The sequence below is a fragment of the Clostridium intestinale DSM 6191 genome, assembly GCF_900130055.1.
GTDB lineage: Bacteria > Bacillota > Clostridia > Clostridiales > Clostridiaceae > Clostridium_T > Clostridium_T intestinale.
This window is the reverse complement of record NZ_FQXU01000004.1, coordinates 283374-308968: the sequence shown is the minus strand read 5'-3', so window position 1 is coordinate 308968 and position 25595 is coordinate 283374. Positions and strand designations below refer to the sequence as shown.

The 25595-nt window shown below is 30.9% G+C and carries 24 protein-coding genes; 20 read left to right on the top strand and 4 right to left on the bottom strand.

Annotated features, from left to right (window positions below):
• Positions 1–60: 60 nt before the first annotated feature.
• Positions 61–1275, top strand: a complete 1215-nt coding sequence (locus tag BUA92_RS05300; RefSeq protein WP_073017472.1) for a PucR family transcriptional regulator — start codon at positions 61–63, stop codon at positions 1273–1275.
• Positions 1276–1440: 165 nt separating this feature from the next.
• The gene (gene gabT / locus BUA92_RS05295; protein WP_073017470.1) at positions 1441–2781 is read left to right on the top strand and encodes a 4-aminobutyrate--2-oxoglutarate transaminase; all 1341 of its coding nucleotides are present in this window, start codon (positions 1441–1443) and stop codon (positions 2779–2781) included.
• Positions 2782–2866: 85 nt separating this feature from the next.
• Here gabT and BUA92_RS05290 read toward each other — a convergent pair whose 3' ends face one another.
• A complete protein-coding gene (locus BUA92_RS05290) occupies positions 2867–4045 on the bottom strand; it encodes an iron-containing alcohol dehydrogenase (RefSeq protein ID WP_073017467.1) in 1179 nt (392 codons plus the stop codon).
• A gap of 227 nt (positions 4046–4272) precedes the next feature.
• Between BUA92_RS05290 and BUA92_RS05285 the strand changes: the two genes are divergently transcribed.
• The gene (locus BUA92_RS05285) at positions 4273–6267 is read left to right on the top strand and encodes a fructose-1,6-bisphosphatase (protein WP_073017465.1); all 1995 of its coding nucleotides are present in this window, start codon (positions 4273–4275) and stop codon (positions 6265–6267) included.
• A gap of 77 nt (positions 6268–6344) precedes the next feature.
• Here BUA92_RS05285 and BUA92_RS05280 read toward each other — a convergent pair whose 3' ends face one another.
• Positions 6345–7274, bottom strand: coding sequence for a Gfo/Idh/MocA family protein (locus BUA92_RS05280; RefSeq protein ID WP_073017463.1), 930 nt, complete (start codon positions 7272–7274; stop codon positions 6345–6347).
• A gap of 104 nt (positions 7275–7378) precedes the next feature.
• Between BUA92_RS05280 and BUA92_RS05275 the strand changes: the two genes are divergently transcribed.
• The 3 genes from BUA92_RS05275 to BUA92_RS05265 all read left to right on the top strand — a co-directional run bounded on the left by BUA92_RS05275 (position 7379) and on the right by BUA92_RS05265 (position 10098).
• Positions 7379–8335: a helix-turn-helix transcriptional regulator gene (locus tag BUA92_RS05275; RefSeq protein ID WP_073017461.1), complete on the top strand. Its 957-nt coding sequence runs from the start codon at positions 7379–7381 to the stop codon at positions 8333–8335.
• A 237-nt stretch (positions 8336–8572) separates the two neighbouring features.
• Positions 8573–9358 (top strand): flagellar motor stator protein MotA, encoded by a 786-nt coding sequence (gene motA, locus BUA92_RS05270; protein WP_073017459.1) that lies wholly within the window; start codon positions 8573–8575, stop codon positions 9356–9358.
• Between the two features lie 2 nt (positions 9359–9360).
• Positions 9361–10098: a flagellar motor protein MotB gene (locus BUA92_RS05265; protein WP_073017457.1), complete on the top strand. Its 738-nt coding sequence runs from the start codon at positions 9361–9363 to the stop codon at positions 10096–10098.
• Between the two features lie 48 nt (positions 10099–10146).
• Here the strand turns inward: BUA92_RS05265 and BUA92_RS05260 are convergent, their stop codons facing one another.
• The gene (locus tag BUA92_RS05260) at positions 10147–10674 is read right to left on the bottom strand and encodes a nitroreductase family protein (RefSeq protein WP_073017455.1); all 528 of its coding nucleotides are present in this window, start codon (positions 10672–10674) and stop codon (positions 10147–10149) included.
• A gap of 314 nt (positions 10675–10988) precedes the next feature.
• Here BUA92_RS05260 and BUA92_RS05255 point away from each other — a divergent pair, with 314 nt between their 5' ends.
• Complete coding sequence (locus tag BUA92_RS05255) at positions 10989–12098, top strand: MFS transporter (protein ID WP_139259305.1); 1110 nt, start codon at positions 10989–10991, stop codon at positions 12096–12098.
• A gap of 52 nt (positions 12099–12150) precedes the next feature.
• Here the strand turns inward: BUA92_RS05255 and BUA92_RS05250 are convergent, their stop codons facing one another.
• Positions 12151–12648 (bottom strand): hypothetical protein, encoded by a 498-nt coding sequence (locus BUA92_RS05250; RefSeq protein ID WP_139259304.1) that lies wholly within the window; start codon positions 12646–12648, stop codon positions 12151–12153.
• A 161-nt stretch (positions 12649–12809) separates the two neighbouring features.
• Between BUA92_RS05250 and BUA92_RS05245 the strand changes: the two genes are divergently transcribed.
• The 13 genes from BUA92_RS05245 to BUA92_RS05190 all read left to right on the top strand — a co-directional run bounded on the left by BUA92_RS05245 (position 12810) and on the right by BUA92_RS05190 (position 25595).
• Positions 12810–13628 (top strand): Cof-type HAD-IIB family hydrolase, encoded by an 819-nt coding sequence (locus BUA92_RS05245; RefSeq protein ID WP_073017449.1) that lies wholly within the window; start codon positions 12810–12812, stop codon positions 13626–13628.
• A gap of 119 nt (positions 13629–13747) precedes the next feature.
• Positions 13748–14683, top strand: coding sequence for a hypothetical protein (locus BUA92_RS05240; protein WP_073017448.1), 936 nt, complete (start codon positions 13748–13750; stop codon positions 14681–14683).
• A 30-nt stretch (positions 14684–14713) separates the two neighbouring features.
• Entirely contained in the window at positions 14714–15055 is a 342-nt protein-coding gene (locus BUA92_RS22955; protein ID WP_139259303.1) for a hypothetical protein, read from the top strand.
• A 150-nt stretch (positions 15056–15205) separates the two neighbouring features.
• On the top strand, positions 15206–16504 hold the full coding sequence (locus tag BUA92_RS05235) for a helix-turn-helix domain-containing protein (RefSeq protein WP_073017447.1): 1299 nt from the start codon (positions 15206–15208) through the stop codon (positions 16502–16504).
• A gap of 71 nt (positions 16505–16575) precedes the next feature.
• Complete coding sequence (locus tag BUA92_RS05230; RefSeq protein WP_073017446.1) at positions 16576–17037, top strand: EFR1 family ferrodoxin; 462 nt, start codon at positions 16576–16578, stop codon at positions 17035–17037.
• A gap of 340 nt (positions 17038–17377) precedes the next feature.
• Positions 17378–19354, top strand: a complete 1977-nt coding sequence (locus BUA92_RS05225) for a BglG family transcription antiterminator (RefSeq protein WP_073017445.1) — start codon at positions 17378–17380, stop codon at positions 19352–19354.
• Positions 19347–19796, top strand: a complete 450-nt coding sequence (locus BUA92_RS05220; RefSeq protein WP_073017444.1) for a PTS sugar transporter subunit IIA — start codon at positions 19347–19349, stop codon at positions 19794–19796. The genes BUA92_RS05225 and BUA92_RS05220 overlap by 8 nt, the downstream gene beginning before the upstream one ends.
• A gap of 19 nt (positions 19797–19815) precedes the next feature.
• Positions 19816–20133, top strand: a complete 318-nt coding sequence (locus BUA92_RS05215) for a PTS fructose transporter subunit IIB (RefSeq protein ID WP_073017443.1) — start codon at positions 19816–19818, stop codon at positions 20131–20133.
• 17 nt (positions 20134–20150) lie between these two features.
• Entirely contained in the window at positions 20151–21203 is a 1053-nt protein-coding gene (locus BUA92_RS05210) for a PTS fructose transporter subunit IIC (RefSeq protein ID WP_073017442.1), read from the top strand.
• 25 nt (positions 21204–21228) lie between these two features.
• On the top strand, positions 21229–21882 hold the full coding sequence (locus BUA92_RS05205) for a bifunctional 4-hydroxy-2-oxoglutarate aldolase/2-dehydro-3-deoxy-phosphogluconate aldolase (RefSeq protein ID WP_073017441.1): 654 nt from the start codon (positions 21229–21231) through the stop codon (positions 21880–21882).
• 18 nt (positions 21883–21900) lie between these two features.
• Positions 21901–22551, top strand: a complete 651-nt coding sequence (fsa, locus tag BUA92_RS05200) for a fructose-6-phosphate aldolase (protein ID WP_073017440.1) — start codon at positions 21901–21903, stop codon at positions 22549–22551.
• Positions 22552–22693: 142 nt separating this feature from the next.
• Positions 22694–24685 carry a transketolase gene (gene tkt / locus BUA92_RS05195; RefSeq protein WP_073017439.1) on the top strand — a complete coding sequence of 664 codons (1992 nt, stop codon included), beginning with the start codon at positions 22694–22696 and terminating at the stop codon, positions 24683–24685.
• A gap of 118 nt (positions 24686–24803) precedes the next feature.
• Positions 24804–25595: a MerR family transcriptional regulator gene (locus BUA92_RS05190; protein WP_073017437.1), complete on the top strand. Its 792-nt coding sequence runs from the start codon at positions 24804–24806 to the stop codon at positions 25593–25595.

Genomic DNA, 25595 nt, shown 5'->3' with positions numbered 1-25595 from the left:
TAAAAATAATATAAGTAAATGGTGATTTCTTAAAATAAATTATGAAATAGGGTGGATGTTGTGTCAATTTCTGTGAGAGATATACTTAAATTAGATTCATTAAAAACTCTTCAGCTTGTTGGAGGGGAGACTGGACTTGAGAAATGTGTAGAATGGATATATGTAGCGGAATGTTTTGAAAACCCATTAGAAGGAATTAAGTGGCTTCAAGGGGGAGAGATTATCTTTATAACTGGGGTTGGTATTAAGGATAATACTGAGATGTTATTAGAATTTATAAAAGGTATTGATGAAAGAAATGGAGCAGGACTTGTAGTAAATGTTGGCCCTTATATAAAAACTGTGCCAAGTGAAGCTATTGAACTTGCAAATAAACTAGGAATGCCTTTATTTGAACTTCCTTGGGAGGTAAAGCTAGTTGAGGTTTCAAGAGAAATAAGTAACGCAATAGTTCTATCTCGTATAGAAGAAAATTCTCTTACTCACTTTTTAAGCAATATACTTTTTGGGGATGGAGAATTAGAAGGGGATGCTATACAAAAGGCTGCCTATTTTGGGTACAATTTATCAGGGGAATGTTGTATATGCGTCATAGATATAGATGGATTTGAAAAGTATTTGAAGTTAAAAGATTTAGATGATGAAGTTAGTATATCTAAACTTAAAGTAACTTTTAGAAAATTAGTACAAGATGTATTAGAGAAACACGCACTAAAGGTTCCAATAATAGATAAGGATGATTCTGTTATCTTTTTTGCAAAGTCAGAAGAAAACTTTATGAAAAGAGTTGAGAAAGCTTTAATAGAAATTCAGCAGTTAATTCACAAACGTATTGATGGAATTACTGTAAGTGTAGGTATTGGGAATCCATATAAGGATTTAAAAATGATGAAGCAGTCATTAAATGAAGCCGAGATAGCTATTGATAGCTTAAAATGTGAAGGACTTAATAATACTATAATAAAATATAAAGATGCAGGAGTTTATTCTCTTTTATTTAATATTAAAAACAAACATGTTTTAGAAAATTACTTTAGAGATACTTTAGGAGCAATCAGCAGTAAGGATAACAAAGACAAAGATTTAATTGAGATATTAGATACTTATTTAAATGAAAACTGTAATATAACAGTTACTGCAGAGAAGTTATTTTTGCATAGAAATACTCTTAAGTATAAGATTAAAAAAATAGAAGAATTATTAAATTGTGATTTGCACAACTTTAATGATTGTATGAAAGTGAGAATAGCACTAAACATACAGAAAATGCTTTAGTCAATATAGACAAAAAGCTTATGGAACTTGGACATAGAAATGTTAAAGTGAAAGTATTAGTATATAAATATAAGTTAAATTGAACCATTAGGGACAAGGGAGTCTTCATGTTAGCTAACATGGGCTCTCATTTTTTTTGATTATCATTGTTAGGAGGACTTATTTATGATAGAGGAATTAAACGTAAAATTAGTAACCGAGATACCAGGACCTAAATCAAAGGAGATCTTGGAGGAGAGAAAAAAGTATGTAGCTGATGGGGTATCTGTATCCACGGATATAGCTATTGAAGAAGCAAAAGGAGCCTTAATTAAAGATGTTGATGGAAATGTATTTTTAGATTTTGCAGCAGCTATTGGGGTTCAAAATGTTGGACATTGTGATGAAGAAGTAGTTGATGCTTTAAAAGAGCAAATAGAGAAATATATACACCCAGGCTACAATGTAGTGACTTATGAATCTTATGGAGCTTTGGCAAAGAAGTTAACCGAAATAACAGTTGGTGATTATGAGAAGAAGGTTATGTTTGCAAATAGTGGAGCAGAAGCAGTAGAAAATGCAATAAAACTTGCTAGAACCTACACCAAGAAAACTGGAATATTATCAGCTACAGGTTCTTTCCATGGGCGTACCAATATGACTATGTCTATAACAAGTAAATACAAGCCATACAAAAATGGATTTGGTCCATTTGCACCAGAAACTTATAAGTTTGAGTTTCCTTATGCTTATAGAGCACCGTTTGGAGTTTCAGAAGAAGCTTATGTTGATGGATGTATAGATAGCTTAAAAAGTATGCTGAAAACAACACTTTCTCCAGATATGATAGCTTGCCTTATAGTTGAACCACTACAAGGGGAAGGTGGTTTCGTAGTTCCACAAGCAAGGTATATGAAGGAACTTCAAAAAATCTGTAATGAAAATAATATAGTTTTTATAGTAGATGAAATTCAAGCTGGTTTTGGAAGAACAGGAAAAATGTTTGCCTATGAGCATTATGGAATAGAACCAGATTTAATTACTTTATCTAAATCAATTGCAGCAGGAATTCCTTTAAGTGCAGTAGTAGGAAAGAAGGATATAATGGATTCTGCATGTGTTGGCGGTATAGGAGGAACTTATTCTGGAAGTCCTCTTGGATGTATAGCTGCTCTTAAAGTTATAGAAAAAATAGAAAAAGAAAACTTATGTGAAAAGTCACAAAAACTTGGAGAATATATGCACAAAAGACTAAGTGACATGAGAGAGAAGTACGATATAATTGGTGATGTTAGAGGCCTAGGTTCCATGATGGCAATAGAAATTGTAAAAGATAGAGAAACTAAAGAGCCAGCCTCAGCTTTAGTAAAAGAAATAATCGGAAAGTGTTATAAAAAAGGAGTTATATTTTTAAATGCAGGGATTTTAGGAAATGTAATTCGATTTTTACCGCCATTAGTTATGACAGATGAACAGGTTAAATATGGGATGGATGTTTTAGAAGAGTCAATTTATGAATGTCTATAGTTTCATTGACCTCATTTTATGTTGATAATTAAGAGAGTTAATAGTGAAGGAATTTCAATAATCACTATTAACTCTTTTATGTTAACTATCTAGCCATTTTATAGATTTCTATCATGTCTTCAGTATTTAAGGCTTTAACACCGCCAACAGTTCTAGTGTTTTGGAAACTGCATTTATAAGCAAGTTCTTTAATTTGCTCATCATTAAGTTCAACACCAAGTTCTTTTATAGAAATAGGCATGTCTATTGATTTATAGTAAGCTTCCATAGCCTCAATACCAACTAAAGCAGTTTTTTCTTGGTCAGAAAAATCATTAGGAACTCCAAGAACATTTACAGCAAATTGTGCAAAACGAGCTATATTATATTTATAAACATATCTTGCCCAGCTTCCCCAAACAGCAGCTAGTCCAGCGCCATGAGCTACGTCAAACATTCCACCAAGTTCATGTTCTAATTGATGGCAAGCCCAATCACCTATAGAGCCGCAGCCTGTTAATCCATTATGAGAAAGGCTTCCAGCCCACATAACTTCAGCACGTGCTTCATAGTTAGTTGGATCTTTAATAAGCATTTTAGAATTATTAATTACTGTTCTCATAAGAGCTTCACTTATACCATCAGTAAGTTCCATAGTTCCACCTTGAGTAAAGTAACGCTCCATGGTATGCATAAGAATATCTGTAGAACCACTAGCAGTTTGATATGGTGGAAGAGTATATGTTAACTCAGGATTCATTATTGCAAATTTTGGGCGACAGTAGTCTGAGTTGCAGCCTCTCTTAAGCCATCCTTCTTCATTAGTTATTACAGAAGAATTACTCATTTCACTACCTGCAGCAGACAAAGTAAGTATAGTTCCTATAGGTAGGCAGCCTGTTGGAATAGATTTTTTCATATAGAAATCCCATACATCACAATCATTTGCCATACCATAACCGATTGCTTTAGCAGAGTCTATAACACTTCCTCCGCCAATAGCTAGAATAAAATCAACATTTTCTTTTTTACATAAATCTATACCTTCATAAACTTTAGAAAGTCTAGGATTTGGAACTACTCCTCCAAGACTTACGTAATCGATTCCTGATTGGGTTAAAGAATCAAAAACTCTATCTAATAAACCAGATTTCTTGGCACTATTTCCTCCAAAGTGAACTAATACCTTTTTACAGTTTAGGGCGTTAATTAGTTCTCCTACTTTATCTTCGCCTTTTTTACCAAAAACAACTTGGGTAGGTGTGTAAAAATTAAAATCTTGCATATTCAACAACTCCTTTTAATATCTAATAAGTATAATACTATTTTAACATATAAAGTAAAGTTTGATTAAGATGGTTCATGAAAATAAACAACGTGGTAAATAAAAAGTTACAATTTCCAGTAAATGTTGTTTTTAAAATGTGAACGTAGTAAGATATTGTTATCAAACTTTAATAATATAGCATAAATGTATATGTGATATACTAATTGCGAATTAGGAGTGATTTTGTGAATAAGGAATTGCAGATAAATAAAGAAGATGTAATAAAAAATATAAGATATCTGAACTTATTAGCAGAACAATACCCAACAATAAACTCAGCAAGCACCGAAATAATTAACTTAAAGGCTATTTTAAACTTACCTAAAGGAACAGAACATTTTATTACAGATGTTCATGGAGAAAATGAGGCACTAAAGCATATATTAAAAAACGCTTCAGGGGTAATAAAGAGAAAATTAGATGATATTTTTGGAGAAACCTTAAGGGAAAGTGATAAAAGAAGCTTGGCAACTTTAATATACTATCCTGAGCAGAAACTAGATATTATATTAGAGCAAGAAGAAAATGTTGATGATTGGTACAGAATAACTCTATATAGATTAATTGAACTATGTAGAACAGTATCTTTAAAGTATACCCGTTCTAAAGTTAGAAAAGCACTTCCTAAAGAGTTTTCATATATAATAGAAGAGCTTTTACATGAACATCAAAATAAAGAAGATAAAGATGCTTATTATAAAGAAATCATAAAAACTATAATAGATATAGATAAGGCTAGGGATTTTATCATAGCACTTTCTAATCTAATACAAAGGCTTGTTATAGACAGGCTACATATAATAGGAGATATTTTTGATAGAGGACCAGGAGCTGATATCATATTAGATACCTTAGAGAAATATCATTCTGTTGATATTCAATGGGGAAACCATGATATTTTATGGATGGGGGCAGCTTCAGGCTCTAGGGCATGTGTTGCAAATGTACTTAGAGTATCAGCGAAATATGCGAATCTAGGTACTTTAGAAGATGGTTATGGAATTAACCTACTGCCACTTGCTACCTTTGCAATTGAGTATTACAAAGATGATCCATGCGAAAGATTTATACCAACCTTTGAATGCAGCAGGGAATATAGTAATAAAGAAGCAGTACTTATCTCAAAGATGCATAAAGCTATAAGTGTAATCCAGTTTAAACTAGAAGGAGAAATAATAGAAAGAAGAAAAGAATTTAAGATGGAAGATAGGCTTATTCTTAATAATATTAATTTTTCTAATGGTAAACTTGAACTTGAAGGGGAAGAATATGAGCTTATAGATAGCTTTTTTCCAACTATAGATAAGGACAACCCTTATAAACTTACTCTTGAAGAAGAGGAACTTATAAATAAACTTACACATTCTTTTATAAATAGTGAAAAACTAAATAGACATATAAGATTTTTGTTTGCAAAAGGGAGCATGTATTTAAAATTCAACTGTAATCTATTGTATCATGGATGTATACCTTTAGATGAAGAAGGAGATTTTAAGTCTGTTGAAATAGATGGTGGAGTATATAAGGGAAAAGATCTATTAGATAAGTTTGATACCTTAGCTAGAGAAGGGTATTTTAATAAAGATGATAACGAAAGAAAATCCTATGGAATGGATATAATGTGGTACCTTTGGATTGGACAAAATTCTCCTTTGTTTGGGAAAAATAAAATGACAACCTTTGAAAGATATTTTCTTAAGGATAAAAAAACTCATAAAGAAGAAAAAAACTATTATTATAAATATAGAGATGAAGAATTTCTATGTGATAATATTGCAGCTGAGTTTGGTATTAAAGGAGAAAATTATCACATTATAAATGGACATGTACCAGTTGAAGGAATAAAAGGGGAAAGTCCCATTAAGGCAAATGGAAAACTTCTTGTCATTGATGGAGGTTTTTCTAAAAGTTATCAAGAAAAGACAGGAATAGCAGGATACACATTGATATATAACTCCTTTGGACTTTTATTAGTTTCTCATGAACCTTTTGAATCTACTGAAAAAGCTATCAAAGAAGAAACGGATATATTATCCTCTAGAGTTATTTTAGAAACTGCTAAACTAAGGCAAAGAGTAAGAGATACAGATATAGGAGTCGAACTTAATGAACAGATAAGTGATTTAAACATGCTTTTATATGCATATAAAAATGGACTTATAAAAGAGAAAAGTAAATAAATAATTGGGCCCATCACAGAATTTATTAAATAAGTTAGTGTGATGGGCCTAATAACTTAAAAAAAGGCCTATCAAAATTATGATATCAAATCTTTTACCTTAAGTGCTGTTTCTAAGGAAATTATAGCTTCATCTATATTTAGCTTACTTGGTACATCTTTTTCTATACATTCAAGGACATGTTTGATTGCACATTCATAACAATCAACTTCAGAAAGTTCTATTTCTTGCTGACATTCATCAGTGAATAGCTTTAAAGATTTTTCTGTTCTATTAGAATATCCGTTTTCTAGATATTCTAAAGTTCCATTTTCAAATACAGCTTCATAAGAGGTTGTAAAAGGATGATATTCTGGCATCATGGAAGAACATTGAATTTCAACAAATGAGTTTTCATAGTTCATGATAGTTTCTACATGGGCCTTATCTTTATCTTTTTGGGTTGAGGTTGATATTATATCATCTGATGGGCCTAATAACCAAGTAACAAAATCAAATTCATGTAACATCAATTTTGTTGTAATTTCATCTAAACCTAAAGAACCCCATAAGGGAGGTGTTTTTCTCTTAAGATGAAGAGCTTTTAAATTTCCATACTTATTTTCTTTTACAAACTTATAAAGAGTGTCATAAGGCCCATCAAATTTTATAAACATGTCTACAAAGATATTCTTGTTATACTTTTTAGAAGCTTGTTCCATCAAAATAGCATCTTCAAGAGTTAATGCGACAGGTGTCTCGCAAAATACATGTTTTCCATTTTTTAAAGCTTCTATAGCATATTCTTTGTGTAATGAACTTGGAAGACATATATCTATTAATGAGATATCAGGGTCATCAAGAATATCATGTATATCTGTTGTTGTCTCGATATTTATATCATTTTTTATATTTCTAAGTTTTACCTCATCTCTTCCCCATATTATAATTGAATCTATATTTTTTAGTTTACTGTAAATTTGAGCGTGATAAGCTCCAAAACCTGTTCCTAGAATACCTATTTTCATAAATAGTTCCCCTTTCAATTTTTGATAGGATAAGTATAACAAGATATTGTTGACAACTTATTGTCATAAATCTATAATTTACCTTAAAATATGAGGTGATGTTCATGAGATTACATAGAATGATTTCAATACTGCTTTTGGTGGAATCAAAAGGAAAGATAAAAGCTAAAGAACTTGCAGATAAGTTAGAAACATCAGTTAGAACCATATATAGAGATATTGATGCTCTATGTGAAGCTGGAATCCCATTAACAACTGATACTGGGCCTAATGGAGGAATTCATTTTGTGGAAGGTTATACTGTTGGCATAAAAAACTTTGAGGGCTCTGAACTTATTAACCTATATCTAAATGGAATGGGAATAAAACCAGATAAAAAAAGTGATATGGCTATGAAGGTTAATAATGCGCTTTTAAAAATGAAAAAAGGTCTATCAGCTGAAATCAATAAAGACATAAACAACATATCTAAAAGATTTTATGTTGATGATACTCCATGGTGGGGAATTTTTAACAAGATAAACGCCCTTGATGTCCTCATGGAAGCTATATGGAAGCTTAAGAAAATTAACATTAGCTATGAAAATAAAAAAGGAGGTTCATCAAAGAGAGATATAAGACCTTATGGAATAGTTGTGAAGCAGATGGATTGGTACACCATAGGTTATTGTGAAAAGAGTAATGAGATAAGAACTTTTAAATGTGATAGGATACTTGAATGTAGTCTTTTGGAAGAAGATTTTGTTTTGCCAGGAAACTTTTCTTTAGAAGAGTATTGGAATAAAAGTAATAAAGAGTTTGTAAAAAGCCGCTCTGAAGTTGAAAAATATCCAGTTGTTATTAAGATAAAAAAAATCAATGATGATGTTTTAAAGAACTTTGAAGTTTATAAAGTTGAAGAAGAGGAAGAGTATATAAAAGCTACCATAAATCTTTATAAATATGATTATGCCAAGGACTATATATTAGGACTTATAGGTTATGGAGAAGTGATTTCACCTTTAGAACTAAGGGCTTATGCGAAAGAAGAATTAGAAAAACTTATCCAAAACTATAGATAGAGAAAATTTTGTAAATTAAAGTTAAAAATATTATTAGGTTTATGTTGTATTTTTTAATTTGGTTATAACAATAGAACAAATAATGTACTATGGTTGAGCTATAAGGATATAATTAAGATTTTATAAGCATTTTTAGACAAAAATACATTAGATAAAGGATTTTTTGATTTAAAATAGGAATGTTATAATATAATTAGTTTAATTTTGTAAGTTATAATAGCAATTCAGGGGGATAATATGGATATATTTTTAATTATAGGTGTTATTACAGGACTTTTAGCAATAGTTGTAGGAATGATTGTAAAAGGAGCCGATGTTGCAGTATTATTAAATCCAGCGGCAGCAATAATAATTCTTGTTGGTACATTTGCAGCGGTAATGAACTCTTTTCCTAAAAAGGATTTTCTTAAAATACCTAAAATATTTGGAGCCTTATTTAGTGATAAACAAGGAGAAGATCCAATAGAAATAGTTAGTCAAATAGTTACCATGGCTCAGGCTACTAGAAAAAATGGATTATTATCATTAGAACAAGAAATAGAAAAGATGGACAATAAGTTTTTGAAAAAAGGATTAGGAATGGTAGTTGATGGTATAGACCCTGACTACATAAAAGAAGTTTTGGAAATTGAAATTGATTCTTTAGAAGAAAGACATCGTGTAGGTGCTTCTGTTTTTACAACTGCGGGAGGTTCTGCACCAACACTTGGAGTTTTGGGAGCAGTTATTGGACTTATAGGTGCTCTTGCAAACTTAAATGATACAGAGAAGCTTGCGCATATGATTGCAGCAGCTTTCGTTGCAACACTTTATGGTATTTTCTTTGGATATGTAATTTTCCACCCATTTGCAACTAGACTTAAAAGAAAATCAGCTGATGAAGTTAAGAAAATGTACATAATACTTGAAGGAATTTTATCTATTCAATCAGGGGACAACCCTAAGAGCATTGAAACAAAGCTTTCTGGTATGCTTGAACCTAAGGATAGAGAGAGATACGAAAATCAAAGTAAAGGAGAATAGGGATGGCTAAGAAAAAACATCATGAAGAAGACCACGTGGATGAAACATGGCTTATTCCTTATTCAGACATGCTAACACTTTTACTTGCTTTATTTATAGTTATGTTTGCTATGAGCAAGATAGATCAAGATAAATTAAAGAGTGTAAGCCAAGGATTTAATTCAGTTCTTGGTGGTGGAAATGGAGTAATGGAAGGTAGCGGAGATAAGGTTTCTGTAGAAGAGGTGGTTACTAATGAAACCAAGGAAGAAAACCAAATGAATGATGTTAAGGCAATGATAGAAAAAGAAATATCCTCAAGTGGATATGGAGATAAGGTTAAGGTTGACCTCAATAGTGAGGGATTAAATATAATAATACAAGATGCTGTATTGTTTAATTCAGGAGATGCTGGAATACTTAAAGATGTGGAACCCTTGCTTAATCAAGTTGCAAAGTCTCTTAAGACACTTAATAATGAAATTGAGATTGTGGGTCATACTGATAATGTTCCTATAAAAAATAGTAAATATGATTCCAATTTAGACTTAAGTTCTTCACGTGCTATAAACGTACTTAATTATATGGTAGGTGTAGGTGGTTTAGATCCATCACATATGTCTACAAGAGCTTATGGCGAATATAAGCCTAAGTATGATAATTCAACTGAAGATGGAAGAACTAAAAATAGAAGAGTAGAGATTTTTGTAGTTCGTAATTATCCTGTAGATAATGATAAAGGTACAACTACTAAAAATTAATAAGAAATATTTAAATCCCTCAGAGAAGAACTCAGAGGGATTTTTTTATTATTTGATTATATTAGTTTTTATATGATGTTTATTAGCTTTTTCTTCAAGAGGTTTAGTTGGATATCCTACTGCTAAAGCACAAACAGGAAGAAAACCTTCAGGTAAAGCTAGTTCTTTTAAAAGTTCTTCATTGGTGTTTACAGCCATTACAGCTCCCATTAAGTATACGCTTCCCAGTCCTAAATCTGTACCAGCTAAACTCATGTTTTCAACTATACATGATCCATTTGCAAGTCCTATGCTTGGTGCTTTTTCATTAACTGTTGAGGATACAATAATTAATGTTGGAGCGCCATATAGTGGGTTAGCCTTTGGATTACCATAAAATGTAGCTGCAGCTTCAGTAACCTTAGCTAATAAATCTGGTTTTTGAACAACTGTTAAGTTAAGAGAGTCATAAGCTCCCATCCCAACTGGTGCAGCATATCCAGCAGTAAGTATAGTTTGTAATTCGTCCTCACTGATTTGTTCTGGTTTATAACTTCTAGTGGATTGACGAAGGGCAATTGCTTCAATAGTTTTCATAAATAAAATCTCCAATCAATATAATATATTTGCTCAAGTAAAAACTTGATATAGATTATTATAATCATGTGGATTTCTATAAACAAGTACTAGTATTTCTAATGGTAAGTATCCTAAAAGATACTATATAGATTTTAAGCTTAATGTGATATTATAAATGTATAATAAAATGAAGAGGAGATAAGAGAATGTTTAGACCGATTTAATGTACCAAAGAATTACAATTATTTTTTAAGCCTTTTTAATAGAAGGTCTTTTTGTCGTGTAATTTTGGAGGTGCATTAAAATTGAATAAAAGATTAAACATTTATCTTATGTACGGGATTATATTTCTACAAGGATTTGTTTTCTATGGACCTGTGGCTGTGCTTTACAGGGAAAATAGGAATTTGTCCTTGTCTAATATATTTTTAATAGAATCCATATCATGGATTTTAGTTATTATTTTTGAGATTCCTTGGGGTTGGTTTGGAGATAGGTTTGGTTATAAAAAGACCTTAATCATATCAAATCTAGTCTATCTTTTAAGTAAAGTAGTTTTTTATAATGCCTATTCTTTTGAAATGTTTTTATTTGAAAGAGTACTTTTGGCTTTAGCCTTGTCTGGTGTTTCTGGATGTGATTCCGCACTTATTTATTCTTCCATAAAGGAAGAAGAGGGGGAAAAAGTATTTGGAAGATATAACGCTTCATCAACAGCAGGGTATTTAATTGCTTCACTTTTATCACCATTTCTTATAAGGAAATCTATTGATAGTACAGCTTTTTGGACCATGATACCTTATGGATTAGCATTTCTTTTAACTTTATTTATAAAAGATGTTGAAGTTAAACATGAAACTAAGCCAAAATTTAAAGAAAGTTTATTAAAAGCTTTAAAAAAGAAAAACATCATAATGTTAGTGGTTTCTGCCGCCTTAATAGGGGAAGTAGTTCAAGCTGTAAGTGTATTTTTAAATCAATCTCAGTACTTAAAAAGTGGAATTGATATTAAATACTTTGGGTTAATCGGAGTGATAGTTCAGCTTGTGAGATTGAGTTCTGCTAGAGGGTATAAGCTAAGCAAAAGATTCGGAAAAAATCAAAGCATTAAACTTTTATATATGCTTATAACAGCTGGTTGCGTGGTGCTTCTTTTTACATCTAACGGAATATTAACTGTTGGATCTATAATTTTAATATGCGGGAGTTATGCCATCCTATCACCACTAATATTGGATATTGAAAATAAAAATATAGATAATATTGATAGAGCCACCTTGTTATCCATATTTTCCATGTTTGGAGATTTAGTAGGAGCAGGTGGAAATGTATTTCTTGGAAAAGCAGCAGATATATCTATAGAGGCAGCCCTTGGGGTTTGCATTTTTATGTGTTTCTGTGGATATATATTGTTTATATTTAACCTTAAAAAATTGAATTAATACTTTTAAAATAAAGAAAGCTAAGTTTTTAGCTTTCTTTATTTAATGTACATTAAGATATTCCCAGCAAATCTACTTTTTCAATTTTCCATTTATTATCTATAAATTTTAGATATATTTTATATTGATATGCAGCAATTGGACCAGTCCACTTGTAACCTTCAATAATCATGCCATCTGTGTAGGGTTGTGCGCAGGTTATCATTAATAGATCTGCACTTATTTTATTAATCTCACCACGTTTATCCGCTAATCCAATTTCTTGTAATTTGAATAGAGAGGCACTTAAAACTGGTTTATTAAATTTTTTAAAGTACTCAATGGCTTGCTGTCTTTGTTCATAAGTAGTATCAGTAAAATATACAGATTCTAAGTCAAGTATAATATAGTCTCTACGTTTTTCATTATCGCCTGTATACATTGCCTCATAAGCTAAAACATATGCATTTATAATATCATCAGAGCCTGTTTGTCTTGGCGAGTTTGCAGGAACAGGGGTTACTGATAAATTTAAGACAATAAGTAGGGGAATAAAGAATTTCAATTGCATTACCTCACTTTATTTCAATATATATTTATAATTAGCTTGAGCAATTAAAATATACTTTAAATATTTAAAATAGGGTATATTTCAAAAAAAGAAAAGAATTACTATGATTATGTGGTAAATTAGTAGTATAGAAGAAAGTAAAGTGTTTAAGGAGAATTTATATGTATAAAATGATAGTTAGTGATTTAGATGAAACTTTACTAAATGACAACCATGAAATTTGTGAAAGAAATAAAGAAGCTATAAAAAAGGCTACTGAAATGGGTGTAAAGTTTGTACCAGCTACAGGAAGAGGATACTGGGCTATCCAAAATGTATTAAGAGACTTAGATTTACTTCAAAAGAAAGATGAGTATGTTATTTCTTTTAATGGGTGTGCTTTAATTGAAAATTTTAGTAATGAAACTTTATTTTTTAATGGGCTTTCCTTTGAAAAAGCTGATGAATTATTTAAATATGGACTTGATAAAGATGTATGTATTCACATATATACCCCAGATACCGTTTATTTATATAACCTAAATGAAGATGAAAAAAATAGATTCATAAATCAAAATAACGAATTTGTTGAATTAAAGGAAGCCTCAATTGACTTCTTAAAGGATACTCCTATTGCTAAGATAATATATCAAAGTTTAGATATTCCATATCTTATGAGTATTGGCGAAGGGATGAAAGCTATAACAGATGGAGTTATAAGTGTAAGTTATTCTTCAAATAGATATTTAGAATTGAATAAGTATGGGGTTAATAAGGGGGATGCTCTTATTCATTTGGCAGAAATGGTAGGAGTTAAAATAGAAGAAACTATAGCTGTTGGAGATAACTACAATGACATGTCTATGCTTAAGGTTGCAGGGTTAAGTGTTGCAGCTGGAAATGCAGTAGATGGAGTGAAAGAAGCTTGTGATTATGTATGTGAAAATGATAATAACCAAGGGGTGTTAGCTGAGGTTATAGAGAAGTTTATACTTAAGTAAGTTGATAGTTTATGTGAAAACTCAGTATATCTGAGTTTTTTACATCATTGTATATAATATGAAAAGTATATATAATAAAATTAAAAGTAATAGTTTTTTTGAGTTAAGGGGGTATTTGGATGAATGAATTATTAGAATTAAAAAGAAAGATTTTACTTTTAGAAAGTAAAAAGGATAAATTAAAATATTATGAAGAAGATTATATAAAACTTAAAGAAAAAGAGGGATTTCAAAAAGAGGCTTGGATTAAAGAGCAGAGAGATGTTGAAAAATTGGAAAAAGGATCTTCAGTTAGTTTTTTCCTAAAACTATTTGGAAAGTTAGAGGAGAAAATTGAAAAGGAAGAACTTGAAGCTTTAGATGCAAAACATAAATATGAGAGTACTCAATATGAGCTTAATAATGTAAAAGTTAGTATTTTTAACTTAAAAGATGAAATAAAAGATTATGATAAATTAGTAAAGGAATATGAAGCTTTATGGAAGCAAAAAGAAAGAGAACTTTTAAATTCTTCTTCCTTTAAAAAACAAGAATACGTAAACAGTACAGAAAAACTAGCGTCGCTTAAAGTTTTAGATAAAGAATTAAAGGAAGCTATAAATGCAGGGGAGTCTCTTACAGAAGTACTTGAAGAAGCAAAAAAAGAATTTGAATCAGCTAAAGGCTGGGGAACTATGGATATGCTTGGGGGAGGATTTATGACCTCAATGATAAAACGTGGACATATAGAAAACGCAAATAGAGTTTTAAATGAGGTACAATATCTAGTAAAATCCTTCAAAAAAGAATTAAATGATGTAAATGTATCTTTAGATATGAAATATGTATCTGGAGATTTTAGTGATATGACTGATATCTTTTTTGATAATTTCTTTTCAGATATCATGGTACAAGATAAAATAAACAATGCACTTAACAATGTTAATAGGACCTTAAGAGTGGTTGAAAGAAATACAAAAGAATTAAAAAAGTCTATTGAAGTAAATAATACAGAAATGGATTTGTTAAATGATAGAATTAAAAGTATAGTGGAAGATTTTAAAGGTGATATTTAAACCGTACATTTAAGTTTGGGGTGTATAAAAGTGAAATATGTACATGTTATAAGAAGCATCATATATATTCTTTTGTTATTTGCTGTTGTCCAATTAGTTATAACTAAAAACTTTATGCCATGTAGTCTGACTAATAATAGTTCAATAAAAATAATCTTGTTTTTAGTTTCATTATTCTATTTACTTAGTGGACTTATTCTAATTAAAATAGATAGAAGCTATGAAAAAAAATTTGGATATATCTATGTTTTTTTATCTACGTGTATCATAGTGTCCATTGCTCTACTAAATGATGTTTCTATACTATTATTATTAGCAATTATATTGGTGGCATTAATAGAAGCCGTAATGAATAGAATCTACAAAGTTTAATAGTAGGTTATCTCTAGATGATTTTCATATCATTTTATGAGATAACCTACTTTTATGTTAGCAAAGCAGGAAATCAAATCAATAAAATATCTGTTATCATAATATTAGTAAAAAAAGCTTGCAAGTGACTTTTGCTTAAAGGAGGCCCATATGAACTATTTAGATATTCTTCAAGATAGCATTGATTATATTGAAGATAATTTGAAGTCTGAGATATCAGCAGAGGAATTATCTAAAAAATCAGGATTTTCAATATTTCATTACTATCACTTATTTCAAAAGGGGATAGGTATACCTGTAAATAAGTATATCTTAAAAAGAAAACTTCATAGTGCAATATATGAAATAAGTTTGGGAGAGAAGATTATAGATGTTGCATTAAGTTATGGATTTGATACTTATGCAGGATTTTTTAAAGCTTTTAAACGTGAGTATCGATGTTCTCCTAAGGAATATATGAAAAAATATAAGATTAACAAACCTTATAGAATCAATTTAAAGCAGGAGGAACATGTTATGATAACAGAAAAACAAATAAAAAAGATTTTATTAAACTGGGATTTAAGAGAAAATGCAGACATTAAAAATTTATATGGATTTAATGGCAATAAACTTGAAAATGTTTGGGGTGTAGATGATAAGTTTATATTAAAAGCAAGCATAAATCTAGCAGGATTAAAACAACATATCTTGATATCAAAGGACTTACATGAAGCTGGGTTTGATGGGCCTATACCAATAGAAACAACAAACAACAAGGAGTATGTGGAATATCAAAACATATATTTCATGTTATCAAGAAAAATTGAAGGAAAATCTTTAACAAGCAAAGAAGTTTATGAGGATTTAAATAAAGCAAGATATCTAGGTGAAATAATAGGACAACTTCATTTGATATTAGAGAGGTATGACAAGGATTTAATATGTAATGAACCTGATATCAAAAATATAACATCAGGGGCCCATGAAGATATCAAAAATCTCATGAACATACATATAGATTTCTATAAGAAATATGATGAGGAGTTTGGAAAACTATACCCTTATTTAAATAAGCACATCATTCATAGAGATCCTAATCCAAGTAATATAATTATGAGAGATGATAAACTAGTAAGTTTCATAGACTTTGAATTATCAGAGAGAAACTTAAGAATTTTTGACCCATGTTATGCAGCAACCTCAATATTATCAGAAACTTTCTCCGAAAAAACAGCAAAAGAATTAGAAGTTTGGTTTATCATATTCAAAGAAATAATAGAAGGATATGATAGTGTGTGTAACTTAACCAAGGAAGAGAAACAAGCAACTCCTTATGTTATTTACTCAATCCAAATTGTCTGTATTGCTTACTTTAGTAAATTCAATAAATATAAAAACTTGGCTGATATTAATATAAAGATGCTAAAGTTTTTGTATGAGAATGAGGATAAACTAATTATAAAATAGTTTATAAATTATACATTAAAGGTAAAAAGGTATAAAGTTAAACTAAGTAAAGAAGTTAGGAGCTCAAGAATATGGAAACTACTATATATTATTTTACTGGAACAGGTAATGGGTTAAAAATAGCTAAAGATATAAAAGAAGAACTTCCTAAAGCTAAGCTTATAAGGATATGTAAGAACAACATGAAGATTAGAGAAGATATAAGTTCTGATATTATTGGTTTTATATTTCCAGTATATTATAGGGGTCTTCCTCATATGGTCAGAGATTTTATTGAAAATCTAATAGTAAATGATAGTGCATATATTTTTGGGGTAGCAAGCTATGGAAGTTATGAGGCTATATCTTTTCATCAAATAGATGAGATGTTAAAAAATAAAGGAACTAAACTTTCAGCAAGTTTTGGAATAGATATGCCAGGAAATATGTGGTTTATGTATTATCCACATCCTAAAAGTGATTTTATAGAGAGAATTGAGAATCAAAAAGATAAAACTATTAAGATAGTAGAAAAAATTAAAAATTTTGTTTAGCCTGCATACATTGGTGTCCAAAGGAAGCGATAGAATTTAAAAAAGATTCTATTAATAAAGAAAGATATCATAATACTTATATAAAGATAAAAGAAGTTATGAGTTGAAAAAAGGTTTAAAGATAGAAAGCGTACATTATTATCCATGTAGCTTTCTATTTTTTTGCAAATAATTAAAATAACTATATTTTTTGCAGAAATAATGATGAAATGCATTGCATAAATTCATAAATTGCGACATTATTGTGGAAACGATATGTTATATATGTGACAATAAAACCATGATAATATAGAAACATAAAGAGAAGCGCTTTTTTTCTATATAGAGGGAGGGAAAAAACATGGATAACTTAACTGCTAGAAATAAAGATCTTATAAAGATAATGTTAAACGAAGAGGAATATAAACCAATGAGTTATTATTCTAGTATTCTAAATGTTTCTCCAAGAACTTTATATAGTGATATTAATGCAATTAATTGCTATATAAATGAATTCAAAATGGAAGTTGATAGAAGACCTGGTCAAGGAATTAAGTTAATAGGGGATTTAAGTGAAAAGATTGAATTAATACATTCCCTTAATTCAGGAAATGAGAAAGAACAAAGTTTTTCTACTAAAGAAAGACAATTAGAAATTGTAAAACTTCTTTTGCTAGAAGAGAAAACGATATCTTATCAAAAGTTATCTGATTATTTTTTAGTAAGTAAAACTTCCATAGCAAAAGATATGGAGTTAATAAGCTCATATGTAAGTGAAGAGACTGTTATTATACAGTCCAATAAAAAAGGGACAAAAATAATAGGAAGTGAAGTCCAAAAGCAATATTCATTAAAAAAATATACAAATATATTAATGGAAGAAAACAATTGTTTTGGAGAAGAGGACTTTTTCAAGTCTGCACCAGCAGTATTAAAAAAAGTTTATCCAACTAAAATTGTAGACATTTCATTTAAATTAGGGAATGAAATTGAAACAAAGCTTAACATATCTTTATCAGACTATTATCTTAAGTCCTTAATTATAACACTTATAATTTTGATATTTAGAATCTCTAAAAGAAATCACATATATTCAGAAAGAAATTTTGTTTTTGAAGAAATAAAAACCTTGGAAACTTATATAGTTGCAAAAAACATACTAGAAGTCATAGCTAAAGAACTAAATATCAGCTTTTCAGAAACAGATATAGATTATTTAAATAGACAGCTTATGGCTCATGGATTAAAACCTAAATTAAAAAACGAAACTGAAACTAAACGGTATAAAAAAATTGTTAAAGACATGGTTAAAGAAATGAGTGAAGTAATGCATGTGGATTTAACTAGGGATGAGAAACTATTAGATGGAGTCATGTTTCATCTAATTCCTATGGAGTACAGATTAAAGATGGGGATAAGGATTCAAAATCCATTACTAAGTGAGATAAAGAGCCAGTATTCAGTTACTTTTAGTGCTACATGGTACGTGATGGCCAAGGTTGAAAGTGAATTAAATATAACTCTTACAGAAGATGAAGTAGCTTTTATCATGGTACATTTTCAAGCGGCGATAGATAGGAATACAAGAGTGAAAAAGATACTCATAGTATGTCCAACAGGAATAGGTTCATCAGAACTTATTGCAAACAAGATAAAAAGATTTCTACCAGCTCAGGATATAGTTGAAGTAGTACCCATGAGAAAAATATATGAAAATGATATTGAAAATGTAGATCTCATAATTTCATCTGTTCATTTGGATATAACTAAGAAACCTATTATATATGTTTCACCCCTAGTAACAAACATTGATTTGAAAAATATATCTAATTTTTATGCAGATATTTTCTACAAAGAGAATGATTTAGGTGAAAAGATAGAGCAATATAATTTCAAATACATTCCTCAGATATTGGATAAGGAAATGATTTTTGTTGATAAAGACTACAACTCAAAGGAAGAATGTTTATTTGCGATGATAAAGGCGATGGAAGAGAAGGACATAGTATATGAAGGTTTTAAGGAATCTATTTTAGAAAGAGAGAGGCTTGGAACGACTTCATTAGAATCAGGGGCAGCCATTCCTCATGCATCTCCTGAAACAGTGAAAGAAAGCAGAATAGCTATTATGACGCTAAGAAAGTTTATTCGCTGGGATAATAAGTATGTAAATACAATCATCTTAATTTGTATAGCTAATAAAGACATGCACAAGGTTAAGAGCATATTATCAGAGATATACCAAATTGTAGAAACTAAAGACACCATTAGTCATTTATTAGTAGGAAAAAAAGAAAAAGAAATAATCGAACTTTTAGGAGGTGCTGCAAGTGATTAATAAAGATTTAATAATATTAGACTCATATTTAGAAACAAAAGAAGAGATAATACAATTTTTAAGTGAAAAGGCCTATAACTTAGAATACACTAACAGCTTAGATAGTTTTATTGAAGCAGTAAGAAAGAGAGAAGAGGAATTTTCTACGGCTGTTGGATATGGAGTTAGTATCCCTCATGGAAAATCTGAGGCTGTTAATGAAGCGTTTATTGCTTTTCTTAGATTAAAGAATCCTATATTGTGGGATGATGAGGGGCATGGACCAGTTAAACTTGTATTTTTACTTGGGGTTCCAGAAAGTAAAAAAGAAACCCTTCATTTAAAGATATTAGCTCAAATTAGCAGAAAGCTTATGGATGAAGAATTTAGAAATAATCTTGTGGAAGAGAATGAAAAGAAGGTTTATGAATTATTAATGCAAATTGAAGAAAATATAAAATAACTTTAAGGGAGGATTTAAAATGAAAATAGTAGGAGTTACAGCATGCCCAACAGGAGTTGCACATACTTATATGGCGCAAGAGGCATTAGAAAAGGAATGTAGAAGAAGAGGATATGAAGTTAAGGTAGAAACTCAAGGAAGTATAGGAATAGAAAATGAATTATCTCAGGAAGAAGTTGACGCAGCCGATGTTGTAATACTAGCGGTAGCTGTATTTATAGAAGGTGAAGAAAGATTTGAAGATAAATTAATCTTAAATGCAGATGTTAACGATTCTATTTCTTATCCAGGTAAGGTTATAGATGAAGCAGAAAAACTATTCAGAAATAATCAATAATAAAGGAGTAAGAGAAAATGAAATTTAAAGCAGTTTTAAAAGAAATTCAGAAATCTTTTTTAAGTGGTGTATCCTTCATGATGCCAGCTGTTGTAGCAGGCGGAATCATGCTTGCAATATCATTAGCTACTGGTGATAAGACGGAAACAGGGGTTGTTGTAACAAATCAACTGATGAAACAAATAAATGTTTTAGGTAAAGGCGCTTTTGCTATGATGATTCCTATTTTAGGAGGGTATATATCTTATACAATTGCAGGTAAACCTGGACTCGCTCCTGGTATGATACTTGGATATATAGCTAATAATCCAGTAAACGTAAACGGGGTTGATGTAAAATCAGGATTCTTAGGTGCTATGCTTCTTGGAGTTGGTGCTGGATATTTAGTTAAATGGATGAAAGGTTGGAAGGTAAGTAAAACTGTTAAGACTATTTTACCAATTTTAATTATACCGACAATATCCATCTTTGTACTTGGACTAATATATATTTATGTAATAGCAGGTCCTTTATCTATATTTATGAATGGACTTACAAGCATTATGAGTAGCTTAAATGGAAGCAGTGCTATATTACTAGCTATATTTATTGGGTTGTTTGGTGAAGTTGATATGGGTGGTCCTATAACAAAATCTGTATCCATGTTTACTTTAGCATTAATGAATGAAGGAATATATGAACCAAATGGAATGTTTAGAATAGCAGTTGCAGTACCACCTTTAGGAATATTTTTAGCAACTCGTTTCTTTAAACATAAGTTTAATCAAGGAGATAAGGACACTGCTGTAGCAGCTGGTATCATGGGATTAATCGGAATTACTGAAGGAGCTATACCTTTTGCTGTAGCTGATATGAAACGTGTACTTCCATCAACAATGATAGGGACAGCGGTTGGATGTGTAGTAGGCGCTATAGGAAAGGTAAAATGTTATGTGCCACATGGTGGGTTTGTTGTTTTACCTGTAGTAGAAAATAAGCTTTGGTTTGTAGCTGCAATCATTATAGGATCTTGTGTTACTGCAGTATTACTTGGAATACTAAAACCTACTATAGAAGAGCCAGCAAAATAAAATAAGAATTTGGGAAGGTGAAGATATGAAAGCAAGTATAGTTAAATTTATAGAAGAAAATAAAATAATAGCTATTTGCAGAGGAATTTATGCACAAGACTTAGTTAATTTAGTTTCTGCATTAAGTGAAGGTGGAGTAAAATTAGTTGAAGTTACCTTCGACCAAGGAGATAAAGACTGCATTAATAAAACCTCTGAGGCTATTAAGTTATTAACTTCAACTTTTAAGGGACAGGTTAAAATTGGGGCTGGAACAGTAGTTACTCTTGAACAAGTTTTTGCAGCAAAAAATGCAGGTGCTGAATATATATTATCACCTAATGTGAATAAAGAAGTTGTACAAGCTGCCAATCAATTAGGAATGGTTACTATACCAGGAGCTATGACACCAACTGAAATATTAGAAGCCCATTTTGCAGGAGCAGATTTCGTTAAGTTATTCCCTGCAGGAACATTAGGATTAACTTATGCTAAAGACTTACTTGGACCTATTAACAATGTTAAGTTTATTGCAACTGCAGGTGTAACTCCAGATAATCTAGGAGAGTTTTTAAAATTAGGTTTTGCAGGAGCAGGAATAAGTAGTTACCTTACAAATAAGAAGTTAGTAAATGAAAATAAATTTGACATATTAAAGGAACACGCTAAGGAATTAGTAGCTATTTCAAAAGAAGTATAAAAGGAAGGTGAAGATATTATGAAATTTTTCTTAGATACAGCAAATGTAGATGAAATTAAAAGAATTAATGAATTAGGATTAGTGGATGGAGTTACAACAAATCCTACCATAATATCAAAAGAAGGTAGAGATTTTGAAGAGGTTATTAAAGAAATTTGTAGTATCGTAGATGGACCAGTTAGTGCGGAGGTAATATCCTTAGAAGCAGAAGGTATGGTAAAGGAAGCTAGAGTTTTAGCTAAATGGGCATCTAATGTAGTAGTAAAGGTTCCTATGACAGAAGAAGGTTTAAAAGCAGTAAATATATTATCTAAAGAAGGAATCAAAACAAATGTCACATTAGTATTTACAGTAGCTCAAGGATTAATGGCAGCAAAAGCTGGAGCAACTTTTGTAAGTCCTTTTTTAGGCAGATTAGAAGATATAGGCACAGATAGTTTGGCATTAATAAAAAAATTAAGAAAAGTATTAGACTTTTATGGATACAAATCAGAAATAATAGCTGCAAGTGTAAGAGGATTAAAACATGTAGAGGATGTTGCTGAAGTTGGAGCACATATAGCAACTATTCCAGGTAGTTTGTTCCCTAAATTGTGGTCTCATCCACTAACTAATAGTGGAATAGAGCAGTTTTTAAGTGATTGGGAAAGCTTCAAGAATAAAAAATAAAGTATCTATCAAAACAGAAGATCTATAAACATTAGTAAGAAAAATATGCCAAAATATTTATTTTCCATAACTTAAAGTATATAATTAAGTTAAGTACAGGAATACTAATGTTGAGTTTCAAAATGAAGAAGGAGGAATGAAAGTGTTCGATAATGTAGATCAATTAGCAGTAAATACAATACGTACTTTAAGTATGGATGCTATTCAAAAAGCAAATTCAGGTCATCCAGGATTACCAATGGGAGCAGCTCCTATGGCATATGCTCTTTGGAGCAAACATCTAAAGGTGAGTCCAAAATCTTCAAAGTGGGTAGATAGAGATCGCTTTATTTTATCAGCAGGACATGGATCAGCTATGCTTTATAGCTTGTTACATTTAGCTGGATTTGATGTAACTATAGAGGACTTAAAAGAATTTAGACAATGGGGAAGTAAAACACCAGGACATCCAGAGGTGCATCACACTCATGGAGTTGAAGCTACTACAGGACCACTTGGTCAAGGAATAGCTATGGCTGTAGGTTTTGCTATGGCAGAAGCTCATTTATCAGCAGTTTATAATAAACCTGAATATGAGGTGATAAATCATTACACATATGCTATTTGTGGTGATGGAGACTTGATGGAAGGTGTATCACAAGAAGCAACTAGTATGGCTGGACATATGAAGCTTGGAAAACTTATTTTGCTTTATGATTCAAATGATATATCACTTGATGGGCCTACATCAAAGGCATTTACAGAAAATGTTGGAAAACGCTTTGAGGCACAAGGCTGGCAATATATACTTGTTAAAGATGGAAATGATTTAGCTGCAATATCTAAAGCTATAGAAGAAGCTAAGTTAGAAAAAGATAAACCTACTATAATAGAAGTGAAAACTGTAATAGGTTTTGGGGCACCTAATCAAGGTACATCAAAAGTTCATGGTGCACCACTTGGAGCAGAAGGGGTACTTCATGCTAAGAAGAGCTATGAATGGGCCCATCAAGATTTTGAGGTTCCAGAGGAAGTAGCTAAGAGGTTTAAAGAAACTATTGTGGCTTCAGGAGAAAACGAAGTAGAGAAGTGGAAAAATCTATTTGATGGATATAAAAAAGCTCATCCAGAACTTGCAGCTCAGTTTGAAGAGGCATTTTCAGAAGAACTTCCTAAAGGATGGGATAAAGATTTACCAGTATTCGAAGAAGGTTCAAGTGCAGCTTCTCGTGTAACTAGTAATGAAACTATTCAAGCACTCGCAAAGAATATTCCTAACTTCTGGGGTGGTTCAGCAGATTTATCATCTTCTAATAATACTATGATAGCTGGACAAAAAGATTTTGAACCAGGTCAATATGAGGGCCGTAATATATGGTTTGGAGTTAGAGAATTTGCTATGGCAGCAGTTATGAATGGAATTGCGTTACATGGTGGAACAAGAGTTTATGGTGGTACATTCTTTGTATTTGTAGACTATATAAAAGCAGCTATTAGACTAGCAGCGCTACAAAATCTTCCTGTAACTTATGTCTTAACTCATGACTCAATTGCAGTTGGAGAAGATGGACCTACTCATGAACCTATAGAACAATTATCAAGCTTACGTGGATTACCAAATTTAAATATAATTCGTCCAGCAGATGGTAATGAAGTAGTTGAGGCTTGGAAACTTGCAATAACTTCAAAAGATCATCCAACATTATTGGTACTTACTCGTCAAAACTTACCAGTAATTCATGGAACAAAGGAATTGGCTCCTGAAAACCTTAAAAAGGGTGCATATGTACTATCACCTCAAAAAGGAGCAAAACCTGAAGGTATATTAATAGCAACTGGATCAGAAGTTAACCTAGCTATAAATGCACAAAAGGCTTTATTAGAACAAGGTAAAGATGTTTCTGTAGTATCTATGCCTAGTATGGATTTATTTGAAAAGCAAGATAAAGCCTATAAAGAATCTGTACTGCCTAATGATGTTCGCAAACGTCTAGCTATAGAGATGGGAGCAAGCTTTGGTTGGGAAAGATATGTAGGACTTGATGGAGCAACACTTGCTATTGACCATTTTGGAGCAAGTGCACCAGGACCAAAGGTAATAGAAGAGTTTGGATTCACTGTAGAAAATGTAGTTAAAAAGTATTTAGAATTATAATTTTTAGAAGGATGTTGTGTAAAGCAACATCCTTTTATTTTTTTGCCTAAATTTATGAAAAAACTCTTGCTCATGACGTAACGTCGTATATTATAATTAATCTAAGGGGTGGTAGAAAATGGAGAATATCAAAATGATGACTGTTGGAGAACTTGCAAAGGAAGCTAATGTTTCTGTGAGAACTCTTCAGTATTACGATAAAATAGATATTTTAAAGCCTTCAAGCTTTAGTGAAGGGGGGAGAAGGTTATACAACAGTAAGGATATGGCTGTACTTCATCAGATAATTACCTTAAAATCTTTAGGGTTTTCCTTAAATGATATAAAGGATAGAATAATGCCTGTTAATAAGCCAAGTGATGCTACTAAAATACTAAATACTCAAGCAGAAATAATTAGGGAAAAGATAGCTAAGCTTCAAAAATTAGAAGAGTCTATAAACATGTTAAGTGATGAAATAAAAGAAACCAATAATATTGATTGGTCTAAATATGCTAAGATGATGAATTTAGTAAATGAAAATAATGAATTTTATTGGGTGGTTAAACATTTAGATGAAAATACGCTAAATACTTTGGCTGAGGGTTATGAAAATAATAAAGCTGATACTTCTATAGATTGGTGGAGATCAGGTTGTGAAAAGGCTATTGAACTTGAGAGTAAAGGGATGTCTCCAGAAAGTTTTGAAGGACAGGAATTTGCAAAGGAGTGGTGGGGGAACATAATTAAGTTTACCAGTGGTGATAGTCAGGTGTTTGGAAAGCTCATGGATTTTCGTGAAGATGTAGATAACTGGCCAGAAGATTTTAAGTTGCTTTATAAAAAAGCAGATAATTATATTAATAAAGCCTTAGGAACTTATATTATAAAAAACAATGTAAAAATTCCAAAAGGAATAGGAGGGGAGTAA

What these genes read in the sequence shown, in the direction of transcription:
- gabT (WP_073017470.1), top strand. Translation starts at nt 1,441, where the DNA reads ATGATAGAGGAATTAAACGTAAAATTAGTAACCGAGATACCAGGACCT.
- BUA92_RS05290 (WP_073017467.1), bottom strand. Translation starts at nt 4,045, where the DNA reads ATGCAAGATTTTAATTTTTACACACCTACCCAAGTTGTTTTTGGTAAA.
- BUA92_RS05280 (WP_073017463.1), bottom strand. Translation starts at nt 7,274, where the DNA reads ATGAAAATAGGTATTCTAGGAACAGGTTTTGGAGCTTATCACGCTCAA.
- BUA92_RS05275 (WP_073017461.1), top strand. Translation starts at nt 7,379, where the DNA reads ATGAGATTACATAGAATGATTTCAATACTGCTTTTGGTGGAATCAAAA.
- motA (WP_073017459.1), top strand. Translation starts at nt 8,573, where the DNA reads ATGGATATATTTTTAATTATAGGTGTTATTACAGGACTTTTAGCAATA.
- BUA92_RS05265 (WP_073017457.1), top strand. Translation starts at nt 9,361, where the DNA reads ATGGCTAAGAAAAAACATCATGAAGAAGACCACGTGGATGAAACATGG.
- BUA92_RS05260 (WP_073017455.1), bottom strand. Translation starts at nt 10,674, where the DNA reads ATGAAAACTATTGAAGCAATTGCCCTTCGTCAATCCACTAGAAGTTAT.
- BUA92_RS05255 (WP_139259305.1), top strand. Translation starts at nt 10,989, where the DNA reads ATGTACGGGATTATATTTCTACAAGGATTTGTTTTCTATGGACCTGTG.
- BUA92_RS05250 (WP_139259304.1), bottom strand. Translation starts at nt 12,648, where the DNA reads ATGCAATTGAAATTCTTTATTCCCCTACTTATTGTCTTAAATTTATCA.
- BUA92_RS05245 (WP_073017449.1), top strand. Translation starts at nt 12,810, where the DNA reads ATGTATAAAATGATAGTTAGTGATTTAGATGAAACTTTACTAAATGAC.
- BUA92_RS05240 (WP_073017448.1), top strand. Translation starts at nt 13,748, where the DNA reads ATGAATGAATTATTAGAATTAAAAAGAAAGATTTTACTTTTAGAAAGT.
- BUA92_RS05235 (WP_073017447.1), top strand. Translation starts at nt 15,206, where the DNA reads ATGAACTATTTAGATATTCTTCAAGATAGCATTGATTATATTGAAGAT.
- BUA92_RS05230 (WP_073017446.1), top strand. Translation starts at nt 16,576, where the DNA reads ATGGAAACTACTATATATTATTTTACTGGAACAGGTAATGGGTTAAAA.
- BUA92_RS05225 (WP_073017445.1), top strand. Translation starts at nt 17,378, where the DNA reads ATGGATAACTTAACTGCTAGAAATAAAGATCTTATAAAGATAATGTTA.
- BUA92_RS05215 (WP_073017443.1), top strand. Translation starts at nt 19,816, where the DNA reads ATGAAAATAGTAGGAGTTACAGCATGCCCAACAGGAGTTGCACATACT.
- BUA92_RS05210 (WP_073017442.1), top strand. Translation starts at nt 20,151, where the DNA reads ATGAAATTTAAAGCAGTTTTAAAAGAAATTCAGAAATCTTTTTTAAGT.
- BUA92_RS05205 (WP_073017441.1), top strand. Translation starts at nt 21,229, where the DNA reads ATGAAAGCAAGTATAGTTAAATTTATAGAAGAAAATAAAATAATAGCT.
- fsa (WP_073017440.1), top strand. Translation starts at nt 21,901, where the DNA reads ATGAAATTTTTCTTAGATACAGCAAATGTAGATGAAATTAAAAGAATT.
- BUA92_RS05190 (WP_073017437.1), top strand. Translation starts at nt 24,804, where the DNA reads ATGGAGAATATCAAAATGATGACTGTTGGAGAACTTGCAAAGGAAGCT.